Source organism: Kocuria sp. NBRC 114282, from assembly GCF_030268385.1.
Taxonomy (GTDB): Bacteria; Actinomycetota; Actinomycetes; order Actinomycetales; family Micrococcaceae; genus Kocuria; species Kocuria palustris.
The window spans coordinates 551,869-564,643 of sequence record NZ_BSQO01000002.1 but is presented as its reverse complement, the minus strand read 5'-3'; the positions used below and the strand labels follow the sequence as shown (position 1 = coordinate 564,643).

Sequence of the window (12,775 nt, the reverse complement as noted above, 5' to 3'; positions counted from 1 at the left end):
TGCGGTCAGCGTTCGACAGATCGGCTCGACGCCGAACTCATGCTTGTGCTGGTCGATGTACTCCACGATCAACGCTGTGGGCGGTCGAGCTCCGCCGCGAAAAAAGCCGAGGCTGACCTCAGGATCGAGTTCGCCCTGCGCAGCTCACGCACTTCCTTCTCCAGCTCGACCAGGCGTTGGGACTCGCTGGTCGTGGTCCCGGGACGGTGCCCCTCGTCAACCTCGGCCTGCACGACCCAGTTCCTCAGAGTCTCAGGATTGATCCCGAGCTGCTCGCCCACACGGCGAAACGTTCCCGACCTCGTCGATGGATCGCGCCGTGACTGAACTGCCATCCTCGTGGCTCTCTCCCGAAGCTCGTCGGGGTACTTCCTCGGTGCTGCCATGCTCCTCATCCTCCCGTGGATTCAGAGCCTCCACCAGACCCGGGGCGATTCAGTTCGTCATCAATCCCAAGCTGGCCAAGGTCCGGCAAGGTTACGCAGAGTTTCTGACCACCTCGTGACTCGCAGGCGCCGCGGCCTCGGCCGTTAGGCTCGAGCAGAGTCCGATCGCCCCGCACACGGATGCCGTCTCACCGCGGCTGCCAGGGCACCGCAGATCCCCTTCGGAAGGAATCATCATGGGCAAGATCCACGACAACGTCACCCAGCTCATCGGCGGCACCCCGCTGGTGCGGCTCAACGAGCTCGACAAGGACCTCCCCGGCAACGTCGCCGTGAAGCTCGAGTTCTACTCCCCCGCACACTCCGTCAAGGACCGCATCGGCCGCGCGATCGTCGACGCCGCCGAGGCCTCCGGCGAGCTGCGCCCCGGCGGCACCATCGTGGAGGGCACTTCCGGCAACACCGGCATCGCCCTGGCCATGGTCGGGGCGGCCCGCGGCTACAAGGTCATCCTGACCATGCCGGAGACCATGTCCACCGAGCGCCGCGCCATGCTGCGCGCCTACGGTGCCGAGATCGTCCTGACCCCGGGTGCCGACGGCATGCGCGGGGCGGTCGAGAAGGCCCGCGAGCTCGTCGAGTCCTCGGACAACGCCATCCTGGCCCGCCAGTTCGAGAACGAGGCCAACCCTAAGGTCCACCGCGAGACCACCGGCCCGGAGATCTGGGAGGACACCGACGGCCAGGTCGCCGTCTTCGTCGCCGGCATCGGCACCGGCGGCACCATCACGGGCGCCGGCTCCTACCTCAAGTCGCAGAACTCGGATGTGCGCGTGGTCGCCGTCGAGCCAGCCGACTCCCCGATCCTCACGCAGGGCAAGGCCGGCCCGCACAAGATCCAGGGCCTGGGCGCCAACTTCGTCCCGGACGTCCTGGACCGCGAGGTCTACGACGACGTCTACGACGTCGAGGTCGACGACGCCGTCCGCGTGGCTCGTGAGCTCGGCACCAAGGAGGGCATCCTCGGCGGCATCTCCACCGGCGCGAACGTCTTCGCGGCGCTGGAGGAGGCCAAGAAGGAGGAGAACCGCGACAAGCTGATCGTCACGGTGGTCTGCGACTTCGGCGAGCGCTACATCTCCACCGTCCTGTACGAGGACATCCGGGGCTGATCCCCGCAGCGACCTCGGACCGCGCCGAGCACCGGCGCGGTACGGTCCCGACGGACCCGCGTGCTCCCCTCCCTGCCTTCGACGGGGTCGACGAGCGGCGGGTCCGTCGCCTTCCCCGACCTCCTGCGATCTCCCCTCGGTCCCTGCCGGCCGGGACGGATGCCGCTGGACCCACCGCCCCGCCGGGCTCCGCCCGCCCGGTGACGCTTCGATGAGGAGATCCGTGAGCTTTCTCAGCAGACTGCGCGAGGACATCGACACCGCGCGCGCCTTCGACCCCGCCGCCCGCTCGGACGTCGAGATCGTCGTGAACTACTCGGGGCTGCATGCCATCTGGCTGCATCGCCTCTCGCATCGGCTCTGGGAGCGGGAGCAGACCAAGGGCGCGGCCCGCACGGTCTCCCAGATCGGGCGCTTCCTGACCGGCGTGGAGATCCACCCGGGCGCCACCATCGGGCACCGGTTCTTCATCGACCACGGCATGGGGATCGTGATCGGCGAGACCGCAGAGATCGGCGATGACGTCATGCTGTATCAGGGCGTGACCCTGGGCGGCACGTCGCTGGCCAAGGTCAAGCGCCACCCCACGATCGGCGACGGCGTGACAGTGGGCGCCGGCGCCAAGGTCCTGGGCGACATCGAGATCGGCAGCGGCTCGGCCGTGGGCGCCAACTCGGTGGTCGTCAAGGACGTCCCGGAGGACTCGGTGGTCACCGGCATTCCCGGCAAGGCCCGAGCCCGCACCCCGGACAAGCAGGAGCCGCTGGTGGATCCGGCCGCCTACATCGATCCGGCCATGTGGATCTGAAGTCTTCCGGTTCACGACGACGGCCCCGGGCTCTCGCTCACGAGAGTCCGGGGCCGTCGTCGATCCGACTGCCGGAGCCCGAGGGCCCCGGCGGCTCGGGTCAGCTGTCGATCTCGGAGCGGTCGCTGCTCCACAGCGTGTGGAAGGCACCTTCGGAGTCGGTGCGCAGGTAGGTGTGCGCACCGAAGTAGTCTCGCAGTCCCTGGGTCAGGGCGGCGTTGGAGCGGGGGCGGCGCAGGCCGTCGTAGTACGACAGCGACGAGGCGAAGACCGGGGCCGGGATGCCGCGGTTGGTGGCCTCCACGACCACGCGGCGCCACGACGGCAGGTACTCGGCGATGACGTCGCGGAAGGCCGGTGCGAACAGGAGGTTGCGCGGGGCGGTCTCCTTGTCCTTGTAGGCGGCCATGATGTCCTCGAGCAGCTCGGCGCGGATGATGCAGCCGGCGCGCCACAGCGAGGCGATGACGTCGAGCTGCAGGTCCCAGTCGTGCTCGGCCGAGGCCGCATCCAGCATCTCCAGGCCCTGGGCGTAGGCCACGAGCTTGGAGCAGTACAGGGCGCGGCGGACGTCCTCGATAAAGGCGGCGTCATCCACGGTGCCGGGCTCGGGGACCCCTGCGGCCAGGGTCTCCTGGGCCTCCAGGCGGGTCTCGCGAGCCGTGGAGGACAGGGCCCGGGCGAAGACGGACTCGGCGATGCCGGTGACCGGTGAGCCCAGCTCGAGGGCGGCCTGCACGGTCCAGGTGCCGGTGCCCTTCATGGCTGCGGCATCCACGATGACGTCGACCAGGGGCTTGCCGGTGCGGGAGTCCACCTGCTTGAGGACCTCGGCGGTGATCTCGATCAGGTAGGAGGACAGCTCGGTGCTGTTCCACTGCGTGAAGATCTCGGCCTGCTGAGCCGGCTCGATGCCGCCGACCTGGCGCAGCAGCTCATAGGCCTCGCCGATGACCTGCATGTCGGCGTACTCGATGCCGTTGTGGACCATCTTCACGAAGTGCCCGGCGCCGTCGGTGCCGATCCAGGCGCAGCAGGGCTTGCCGTCCTCGGGGGCGTCCGCGGCGATGGACTCGAGCATGGGGCCCAGGGAGTCGTAGGACTTCCGCGAGCCGCCCGGCATGATCGACGGGCCGTTGAGCGCGCCCTCCTCGCCGCCGGAGACACCGACGCCCACGAAGTGCAGGCCCTTCTCCGCAAGCGCCTGCTCGCGGCGGATGGTGTCCGGGTAGTGCGAGTTGCCGCCGTCGATGATGATGTCGTCCTCGTCCAGCAGCGGGACGAGCTGCTCGATCACGGAGTCCACAGGGGCGCCGGCCTTGACCATGATGAGGATGCGGCGCGGCTTCTCGAGCGAGTCCACGAGCTCCTGCATGGTCTCGGTGCGGATGAACTCGCCCTCGTCGCCGTGCTCGGCGATCAGGGCATCGGTCTTGCCGACCGAGCGGTTGTGCAGGGCCACCGTGTAGCCGTGGTGCGCGAAGTTGCGGGCGAGGTTGGCGCCCATCACCGCGAGTCCGGTGACGCCGATCTGAGCTTTCTTCTCTGAAGTCATGGGCCTCAGCCTAGTCCGGGGGCCGGACAGCCCTCCATGGGTACTGCTTGTTGCCCGCGCCCGGATCTGTCGCGGCACAGCGCCGCCGGCTTAGCCTCAGCAGATGGATGAGACACAGGCCTCGCGCCTGCCCGACGGGCCACGCGGGCGGCGCCTGTGCTTGGAGCTGGCGGAGATCCTCTCCGAAGAGGTGGCCCTGCTCGTATGGGAGCTCGCAGCACGGCTCGATCCGAACCGAGGCACCTGGCAGATGATGCCGCTCCTGGAAGCCGGCTCGGATGCTGCGAGCGCACCGCAGGAGCTGCGGGCGGTGCAGGATGTGCAGGAGGCCAGCATTCCTGCGCTGATCTCGGCGCTCGGTCGGGTGCCCCTCGGGAGCCTGTCACCGACGAGCACCCAGAAGGCCTTCGGCGCCGCGGTCAATGCTGCGCGGTACTGGCAGGAGCCCGACGGCGAGGATCTGCTCGCAGCCGATCCCGCGATCCAAGCGGCGCTGCGCCCCCTGGCCCACGAGCTGACGGTGGTTCCCGAGCTGAGCTGGTGGAGCCAGGATGCGCTCCGGCAGCAGAGGCTGATCGCATGGGATGACCCCGATGTCTCGCCCGGAGGCCAGGTCCCAGCCTCCAGGAGTGGGCCCGCTCCACCCGCGCCGAGGAGCTCCAGGCCCAGTGGGACAGGCCCGCGGACCCGCAGGCGAACCTCTCCGGGACCTGGTGGTCCACGCCGGTGATCTCGCGGCGCTCCACGGTCGGGCGCATCCACTGGAGGTCAGGGCCTCCCGCCGCCACGACTGGTATCGCACCACCGGGATGGTGGGGCCGTGGGTGATCCCGGATTGGAGCACCGTGGCGCAGGAGGCGGATGCCTCCACCTCCCAGCCGTCGCCTACCTGGAGCTCGCCGGACGCGCGCTGCCGCTGGCCGACGGCCGATGGACGGTGATCGCCGGCTGGGATCCCGACGCGACCTTCTGGCTGCACGCGGACCCGGTGCCCTCGGGACCGTCCGAGCGCTGGGTCCAGGATCCCGACGACGGCCGCTGGCGCCGCGGGTGAGGACTCCGTGCCTGGGCCTGCGAGCAGGTGTGGGCCCTGCCGGGATCGAACCGACGACACCTGCGGTGTAAACGCAGTGCTCTGCCAGCTGAGCTAAAGGCCCTGGATGTGGCGGCATCGGGTGGACGACTTCTGCAGCCGTCAGCACCCGATGCTGACGCAGATGTTACCCCCGAGTCGGCTCTTATGTGACGCTCTGACAACGATTCCTGATGCGGAAGCTGGTGTCTTCCATCACGTCGGCTGTGAAGACGTCCTCCTGGCCCTGGGCCCCTCAGGGTCGACGGCCGCGTGCGCCCTCGCTCAGCGGGGCTTCGGCTGCGGCCAGGAAGTCCGCGACCTGCGCGTCGATCTTGACCGAGGCATCGGCATCCGAGCGGGTCTGGCCGTGGTTGACGATCACCACGGGGATGCCCGCTCGCACAGCCCGGCGCACGAATCGCCGCGCCGAGTGCACGGTCAGCGAGGTCCCCAGCACCAGCAGGGCCTGAGCGAGCTCGGTCTGATGCCAGGCGGCGGCGACGTCGTCGGGATCAGCGCTCTCGCCGAAGAACACCACGTCCGGCTTGACCACGCCCCCGCAGACCGGGCAGTCCGGCACGCGGTAGGCGTCGCCGGCATAGGCGACCTCGGCATCGGCGTCCGGGGCGAAGTCGATGTCGGCGGGATCCGCCGAGACCGCTGCGGCCTCGGGGTTCAGCGCGTCGAGCCGATCCGACCAGACAGTCCGTGGGATGAGCGTTGCGCAGGCCATGCAGCGCACGCGGTCGTAGCGCCCGTGCAGGTCGATCACGCAGCGCGAGCCGGCGCGCTCGTGCAGCCGGTCGATGTTCTGGGTGATGACCGCCCGCACTGCTCCGGCGGCTTCGAGCCGGGCAAGGCTCCGGTGCGCGGCGTTCGGCTCGGCGCGCTGCAGGTTCCGCCACCCGATCTGGTTGCGCGACCAGTAGTGCGCTCGGCGCTCGGGCGAGCCCGTGAACTCCTGGAAGCTCATGGGCTGGCGCGGCTGGGCGTCAGGTCCGCGGTAGTCCGGGATCCCGGAGGCCGTGGACATGCCCGCGCCCGAGATGACGAGGGCCTCCCGCCCGGCCAGCTGCTCGAGGGCGGCCGGAAGCCCGGCTTCGAGGCTCAGAGCCTGCGGATCGGGGAACAGGTCCGGCTCATCGCGGGGGCCGTATCCGGCCCGCAGGATGCGGACAGGAGGGCTCACGCGGTGGGTGCCGGCAGCTTGGCCAGCGCCTCGCGATAGCGCTCGACGGGCCTCTGCGAGGTGATCTCCGAGGTGAAGCGGTCGAGCACGATGCCGTCGGCATCGATCAGGAAGGTCGTGCGGCTGGCCATGCCGGTGGTCTCGTCGAACACGCCGAAGGCGCGTGCGGTTTCGCCGTGGGGCCAGAAGTCGGAGAGGAGGTCGAACTCCAGGGACTCCTCGCGACTGAAGGCCTTGAGGACGTACTGGGAATCCGTGGAGACCGCCAGCAGGAGGGCATCGGCCTCCTGGACCTCATCCATCATGTCCTGCAGCTGGCACATCTCCCCCGTGCACACTGAGGAGAAGGCGAACGGATAGAAGACCAGCGCCACGGGCCGGCCGAGGTGCTCAGCGAGCGTCACGGCCTCCCCGTACTGGTTGTTCAGCGTGAAGTCGGGCGCGAACTGGCCGATCTCGATCATGGGTCTCACCTCGCCGCGTCCGGGATCGGCCGAGACGGCCGACTCCGGTGCAGATCATCGTGGGTCTGGGGGTCCGTGCAGCGGCGCGGAGGCCGCCTGCTCGTCAGTGATTGCGCTTGGGCGCCAAGCGCAGCGCGGTCCAGTCCTCGCTCACGCCTGCACGCGAGGTGGTGTGCAGTCCGGCCGTGGAGCTCGAGGACTCGACGTCCGCGGGGCTGACATGGCCGTCGCGACCGGGCTTGGGCGTGAGGAGCCAGACGGCTCCGCCGGTGTCGAGCTGCGTCTGAGCGTCGACCAGCGCGTCGATGAGGTCGCCGTCTCCGTCGCGCCACCACAGCAGCACGGCATCCACGACATCCTGATCGTCCTCGTCGAGCATCTGCGACCCGATCAGGTCCTCGATGCGATCCCGCAGATCGAAGTCGACGTCGTCGTCGTAGCCGAACTCCTGCACGATGGCGTCCTCAGGCAGCTTGAGCTCGCTCATCGCGTCGTCTGCGGCGGCCTTGGCCTCGCCCACGTCACTCTCCTTCACCGGGCCCTCCCACCGGGAGGTGCACCGAAAGACATGCCGCTCAGTCGCGGCCGTTTGTGCTGCCGGATCGCAGGACGCGGTCCGGCCCTCGACGCAACACAACACCTGTTGGCCGCTGCGTGCAAGGCGACTGGCAACCAGAGCCCGTCATTGGCGCTGCCAGCGAACCCGTGACGACGGCTGCGAGCCCACCCGGCCCGACTGTGACCAGAGACGCATGGCAAGTCCCATGACAGGAGGTCAAGGCGTGGACGCACGAGACGGCAGAATGTTGGATGATGGTCTGAGGACTTCCGGCGGGGCGCGCCCCAACATCCGGCGCAGCTGCCGCCAGGACCGCCGCCGCACTCGACGAAGAGAGGTTGATCGTGGCATCCGAGAGCAACAATCACATCCTGAGCGGGCTCACCAGCCAGCTGACCGACTCCAACACGGAGGAGACGGAGGAGTGGGTCGAGTCCCTGAGGGACCTCGTGAAGACCCAGGGCACCGAGCGCGCGCAGTACATCATGCGCGCCCTCCTGCAGGATGCGGGCGCCCAGGGCGTCGGCGTCCCCATGGTCACCACCACCGACTACATCAACACGGTGCCCGTCGACCAGGAGCCGGACTACCCCGGCGACGAGGAGATCGAGCGCCGCTACCGCGCCTACATGCGCTGGAACGCCGCGATGATGGTCCAGCGCGCCCAGAAGCCGGAGATCGGCGTGGGCGGGCACATCTCGTCCTTCGCCGGCGTGGCCACGCTCTACGAGGTCGGCCAGAACCACTTCTTCCGCGGCCCGGATCATCCCGGCGGCGGCGACCAGATCTTCTGGCAGGGCCACTCCTCCCCCGGCAACTACGCCCGCTCCTACCTCGAGGGCCGTCTCAGCGAGGAGGACCTGGACGGCTTCCGCCAGGAGAAGACCAAGGAGGGCCATGCGCTGTCCTCCTACCCGCACCCGCGCATGATGCCGGACTACTGGCAGTTCCCGACCGTCTCCATGGGCAACGGCCCCATGGACGCGATCTACCAGGCCCAGTTCAACCGGTACCTCGAGAACCGCGGCATCAAGGACACCTCCGAACAGCACGTCTGGGCCTTCCTGGGCGACGGCGAGATGGACGAGCCCGAGTCGCGCGGCGTGCTGCAGGCCGCCGCCAACGACAAGCTCGACAACCTGACCTTCGTGGTGAACTGCAACCTGCAGCGCCTGGACGGCCCGGTGCGCGGCAACGGCAAGATCATCCAGGAGCTCGAGGCGTTCTTCCGCGGTGCCGGCTGGCACGTCATCAAGGTCATCTGGGGCCGCGAGTGGGACGAGCTGCTGAAGAAGGACAAGTCCGGCAAGCTCGTCCAGATCATGAACCAGACCCTGGACGGCGACTACCAGACCTACAAGGGCGAGTCGGGCGCGTTCATCCGCGACCACTTCTTCGGCCAGACCCCGGAGACCAAGGAGCTCGTCGCGGACCTGTCCGACGACGACCTCTGGAACCTCAAGCGCGGCGCGCACGACTACTTCAAGATCCATGCCGCCTACAAGGCCGCCATGGAGTTCAAGGGCCAGCCGACCGTCATCCTGGCGCAGGGCGTCAAGGGCTACGGCCTGGGCCCGCACTTCGAGGCCCGCAACGCCACGCACCAGATGAAGAAGCTGACCGTGGAGGACCTCAAGGCCTTCCGCGATCACCTGCGCATCCCCATCGAGGACGAGCAGCTCGAGGACCCGTACGACGCCCCGTACTACCACCCGGGCATGGACTCCCCCGAGATCCAGTACATGCTGGAGCGCCGCAAGGAGCTCGGCGGGTTCCTGCCCGAGCGCCGCCACGAGCAGAAGGAGATCACCCTTCCCTCGGACAAGGCCTACGCCTCGGCCAAGAAGGGCTCCGGCAAGCAGCTGGCCGCCACCACCATGGCGCTGGTCCGCACGCTCAAGGACCTCATGCGCGAGAAGGACTTCGGGCACCGCATCGTGCCGATCGTCCCGGATGAGGCCCGTACGTTCGGCATGGACTCGTTCTTCCCCACGGCCAAGATCTACAACCCCAACGGGCAGAACTACATGCCGGTGGACCGCGAGCTGATGCTGTCCTACAAGGAGTCCGCACAGGGCGTGATCCTGCACCCGGGCATCAACGAGGACGGCGCCACGTCGCAGTTCCTGAACGCGGGCACCTCCTACGCCACTCACGGCGAGGCGATGATCCCGTTCTACCTCTTCTACTCGATGTTCGGCTTCCAGCGCTCCGGCGACGTCTTCTGGGCGGCCGCCGACCAGCGGGCGCGCGGATTCATCATCGGTGCGACCGCCGGGCGCACCACGCTGACCGGTGAGGGCACCCAGCACGCGGACGGCCACTCCCCGATCCTGGCGAACACCAACCCGGCCGTGATCACCTACGACCCGGCCTACGGCTACGAGATCGCCCACATCGTCAAGCGCGGCATCGAGCAGATGTACGGCACCGCCGATGAGGATCACGACGTCATGTACTACCTCACGGTGTACAACGAGCCGATCCAGCAGCCGGCCGAGCCGGAGGACGTCGATGTCGAGGGCATCCTCAAGGGCATCTACCACCTGAAGGCCTCCGAGCAGGAGGGCCCCCGCGCCCAGCTGCTGGCCTCCGGCGTGGCCGTGCCCTGGGCGCTCGAGGCCCAGAAGCTGCTGGCCGAAGACTGGGGCGTGTCCGCCGACGTCTGGTCGGTGACCTCCTGGACCGAGCTGCGCCGCGATGCCATGGCCGCGGAGAAGGACGCGTTCCTGAACCCGTCGGAGGGCGTGCGCACGCCGTACGTCACCCAGGCGCTGGCCGGTGCCGAGGGCCCGATCATCGCCTCGACGGACTACGCCTCCGAGGTCCCGGACATGATCCGCCAGTACGTCCCGAACGATTTCGCCACGCTGGGCGCGGACGACTTCGGCTTCGCGGACACGCGTGCCGGTGCCCGTCGCTGGTTCCACATCGATTCGCACTCGATGGTGGTGCGCGCTCTGCAGATGCTGGCCAAGCAGGGCGAGGTCGACTCGGACGCCCCGCAGAAGGCGATCGAGAAGTACGACCTGCTCAACCCGAACGCCGGAACCTCCGGCAACGCGGGCGGCGACGCCTGATCAGCTCAGGCGACGGCAGTCGGCAGGAGGCCCGGGGCGCTCGCCCCGGGCCTCCTGTCGTATCCTGGCCGTCATGGCGAAGGACACCTCGACGGACTCCGATTCCCGCTCCGGCGGCGCGCTGCTCGGCGGGAGCCGGTGGATCCGCGGCGCCAAGTCGACCGGCGGCAGGTCTGCGCGCTCGTCCCGACGCAGCGCGTGGCGCGCTGAGCCCATGCCGGGACGCAAGACCCTCGACCGGGTCCGCGCCAACGTGGCGCCGCTGTCGGATGTGGCGATCGACCGGCTGGGCGAGGACCTGCCCTGGTTCGCCGAGCTGCAGCCCAAGGACCGCTCCGAGCTCGGGCTGATGGCCCAGCGCGGCATCGCCGGCTTCGTGACCTGGTGCGAGGATCCGGAGGACGAGAAGTTCCTCCTCACGATGTTCCGCGAAGCGCCCACGGATCTCACCACCGCGATCTCCCTGCACCAGGCCCTGCAGGTGCTGCGCGTGGTGGTCGACGTCGTCGAGGACCGGGTCCCCGAGCTGGCCACGGGAAGCGACGCCGCCGTCCTGCGCGACGGCGTCCTGCGCTTCTCCCGCGACATCGCCTTCGCCGCCGCCGACATCTACGCCCGTGCCGCCGAGAACCGCGGCTCCTGGGATGCCCGCATGGAGTCCGTCGTCGTTGACGGCCTGCTCAGCGGCGAGCGCAGCGAGACCCTGCGCTCCCGCGTGGCCGCCCTGGGCTGGGGCTCCAAGGGCCCGGTCACGGCTGTGGTCGGCAGCAGCCCCGAGCAGACCAGCCCGGCCGTGGTGGCCCGCATCCGACGCGTGGCCACCCGGCACGCCTCGGATGCGCTCGTGTCGATCCAGGGCGATCGCCTCCTGCTGATGCTCGCGGACATGCAGCGCACCGACCGCGCCCTGGCCCGGCTCGCCGCCCTGTTCGGCCCCGGCCCGGTCGTCTACGGGCCGGAGGCCGACTCGCTGTTCTCGGTGGTCGCCTCCTCCGAGCCGGCTTCCGCCGGGCTCGAGGCAGCCCATGCCTGGCCCGCCGCCCCGCGCCCGGTGCACTCCGAGGAGCTGTGGCCAGAGCGCCTGATGACCGGGGACCTGCTGGCCCGCGCGGCGATCGTGGAGCAGATCCACGCGCCGCTGGCGGCCTCGACCACCGGGCTCGAGGAGACCCTGTCGACCTACATCTCCGTGGGCCACTCCCTCGAGGCCACCTCGCGCGAGCTCTACGTCCACGCCAACACCGTGCGCTACCGCCTGCGGCGGATCACTGACCTCACCGGCTGGGATCCGCTCGTGCCCCGCGACGCGTTCGTGCTGCACTGCGCGCTGGTGGCCGGCCGGCTCGCCTCCAGCTCCGCCGCGCGCAGCGGCCCCGGCGCAGCTGGAGGCCCCGCACAACCGTCCCGACCGGCGCGCCGGAGCCCGGGCGAGGCGCCGTCGCAGGCCTTGTAGGGAGTCGACAAAGCTCCGACGGGGCCTTCGTGCGAGCCGCAGGTCGCTGCGCGTTCCGCGATCTGGTGGAATTCACGGGTGATTGCGATCCTCTGCCCAGGACAGGGCGCCCAGAAGCCAGGAATGCTCGCCGAGTGGCTGCCGCTGCCCGGCGTGCGGGAGCACCTCGAGCGGCTCTCCCGCGGTGCCGACCTCGACCTCATCCACTATGGGACTGAGGCCGATGCCGAGACCATCAAGGACACTGCGGTCGCCCAGCCGCTGATCGTGGCGGCCGGGCTGGTGGCCGCGCGCCTGCTGCGCAGTGAGCTCGACGGCCGCGACGACCTCCTGTTCGCCGGCCACTCTGTCGGCGAGATCACCGCCTCCGCCCTGGCCGGCGCGCTGAGCGAGGACGACGCCATGAGCTTCGTGCGCACCCGAGCCACCGCCATGGCCCAGGCCGCTGCCGCCACGCCCACCGGCATGTCCGCGGTCCTCTCCCCGCAGGAGGACGTCATCCGCGAGGCCATCGAGGCCGCCGGACTGACCCCGGCCAATGCCAACGGCTCCGGGCAGATCGTCGCCGCCGGCTCGCTCGAGGCCCTCGAGGCCTTCGCCGCGAACCCGCCGGAGCGCTCGCGCGTGGTCCCGCTGAAGGTCGCCGGCGCCTTCCACACCGACTACATGGCTCCTGCCCTGGAGCCGCTGCGCGAGCTCGCCGGGTCGCTGTCTCCGCAGGACCCCGCCTCGGTCCTGCTCTCCAACCGCGACGGCCGGGCCGTCGCCTCCGGGCAGGCGAACCTGGAGTCCCTCATCGAGCAGGTCTGCCGCCCCGTGCGCTGGGACCTGTGCATGGAGGAGATGAAGCGCCGCGAGGTCACCCAGCTCATCGAGCTGCCGCCCGCGGGTACGCTCGTCGGACTGGCCAAGCGCGCCATGCGCGGCGTGCCGGCCGTGGCCGTGACCTCGGCCGAGGCCCTCGAGGACGCGCGCAGTGCGCTGTCCTGAGCCTGCGGCCGCGCATCGGTCCATCCACTACTTCCAGGAGACGC

Annotated in this window: 10 protein-coding genes, 1 tRNA gene, 1 pseudogene and 1 other annotated feature; of the genes and pseudogenes, 6 read left to right on the top strand and 6 right to left on the bottom strand. The window is 69.7% G+C overall.

Annotated features, from left to right (window positions below):
• Positions 1-108, bottom strand: a sequence feature (AL1L pseudoknot). This feature is flagged as partial in the annotation.
• Positions 1-335, bottom strand: a pseudogene (locus QSJ40_RS12890) (transposase); the annotation flags it as partial. (Overlaps the previous feature by 108 nt.)
• A gap of 287 nt (positions 336-622) precedes the next feature.
• On the opposite strand from QSJ40_RS12890, the gene cysK reads away from it, so the two are divergent.
• Together cysK and epsC are read left to right on the top strand one after the other, a co-directional pair.
• Positions 623-1,558 (top strand): cysteine synthase A, encoded by a 936-nt coding sequence (gene cysK, locus QSJ40_RS06230; protein WP_006215111.1) that lies wholly within the window; start codon positions 623-625, stop codon positions 1,556-1,558.
• A 223-nt stretch (positions 1,559-1,781) separates the two neighbouring features.
• Positions 1,782-2,366, top strand: a complete 585-nt coding sequence (gene epsC, locus QSJ40_RS06225; RefSeq protein WP_006215110.1) for a serine O-acetyltransferase EpsC — start codon at positions 1,782-1,784, stop codon at positions 2,364-2,366.
• A gap of 100 nt (positions 2,367-2,466) precedes the next feature.
• Here epsC and gnd read toward each other — a convergent pair whose 3' ends face one another.
• Positions 2,467-3,921 (bottom strand): NADP-dependent phosphogluconate dehydrogenase, encoded by a 1,455-nt coding sequence (gene gnd, locus QSJ40_RS06220; RefSeq protein WP_006215109.1) that lies wholly within the window; start codon positions 3,919-3,921, stop codon positions 2,467-2,469.
• Positions 3,922-4,741: 820 nt separating this feature from the next.
• Here gnd and QSJ40_RS06215 point away from each other — a divergent pair.
• A complete protein-coding gene (locus tag QSJ40_RS06215; protein WP_006215107.1) occupies positions 4,742-4,975 on the top strand; it encodes a hypothetical protein in 234 nt (77 codons plus the stop codon).
• A 30-nt stretch (positions 4,976-5,005) separates the two neighbouring features.
• Here QSJ40_RS06215 and QSJ40_RS06210 read toward each other — a convergent pair.
• The 4 genes from QSJ40_RS06210 to QSJ40_RS06195 form a co-directional block, all read right to left on the bottom strand.
• Positions 5,006-5,078: transfer RNA gene (locus QSJ40_RS06210), tRNA-Val, on the bottom strand.
• A 171-nt stretch (positions 5,079-5,249) separates the two neighbouring features.
• Complete coding sequence (locus QSJ40_RS06205; protein ID WP_006215106.1) at positions 5,250-6,185, bottom strand: Sir2 family NAD-dependent protein deacetylase; 936 nt, start codon at positions 6,183-6,185, stop codon at positions 5,250-5,252.
• A complete protein-coding gene (locus QSJ40_RS06200; protein ID WP_006215105.1) occupies positions 6,182-6,649 on the bottom strand; it encodes a peroxiredoxin in 468 nt (155 codons plus the stop codon). Before QSJ40_RS06200 ends, QSJ40_RS06205 begins: the two co-directional genes overlap by 4 nt.
• Before the next feature lie 103 nt (positions 6,650-6,752).
• Positions 6,753-7,169 (bottom strand): DUF3052 domain-containing protein, encoded by a 417-nt coding sequence (locus QSJ40_RS06195; protein ID WP_006215104.1) that lies wholly within the window; start codon positions 7,167-7,169, stop codon positions 6,753-6,755.
• Between the two features lie 383 nt (positions 7,170-7,552).
• Here QSJ40_RS06195 and aceE point away from each other — a divergent pair, with 383 nt between their 5' ends.
• The 3 genes from aceE to QSJ40_RS06180 all read left to right on the top strand — a co-directional run bounded on the left by aceE (position 7,553) and on the right by QSJ40_RS06180 (position 12,731).
• Positions 7,553-10,288 (top strand): pyruvate dehydrogenase (acetyl-transferring), homodimeric type, encoded by a 2,736-nt coding sequence (gene aceE, locus QSJ40_RS06190; protein WP_081609537.1) that lies wholly within the window; start codon positions 7,553-7,555, stop codon positions 10,286-10,288.
• 73 nt (positions 10,289-10,361) lie between these two features.
• On the top strand, positions 10,362-11,741 hold the full coding sequence (locus QSJ40_RS06185; protein WP_006215101.1) for a PucR family transcriptional regulator: 1,380 nt from the start codon (positions 10,362-10,364) through the stop codon (positions 11,739-11,741).
• A 78-nt stretch (positions 11,742-11,819) separates the two neighbouring features.
• Positions 11,820-12,731, top strand: coding sequence for an ACP S-malonyltransferase (locus QSJ40_RS06180; protein WP_040561154.1), 912 nt, complete (start codon positions 11,820-11,822; stop codon positions 12,729-12,731).
• The last annotated feature ends 44 nt before the right edge of the window (positions 12,732-12,775 follow it).

Excerpts from the sequence above, each read along its gene's own strand:
- cysK (WP_006215111.1), top strand. The coding sequence starts at position 623 with ATGGGCAAGATCCACGACAACGTCACCCAGCTCATCGGCGGCACCCCG.
- gnd (WP_006215109.1), bottom strand. The coding sequence starts at position 3,921 with ATGACTTCAGAGAAGAAAGCTCAGATCGGCGTCACCGGACTCGCGGTG.
- QSJ40_RS06200 (WP_006215105.1), bottom strand. The coding sequence starts at position 6,649 with ATGATCGAGATCGGCCAGTTCGCGCCCGACTTCACGCTGAACAACCAG.
- QSJ40_RS06185 (WP_006215101.1), top strand. The coding sequence starts at position 10,362 with ATGGCGAAGGACACCTCGACGGACTCCGATTCCCGCTCCGGCGGCGCG.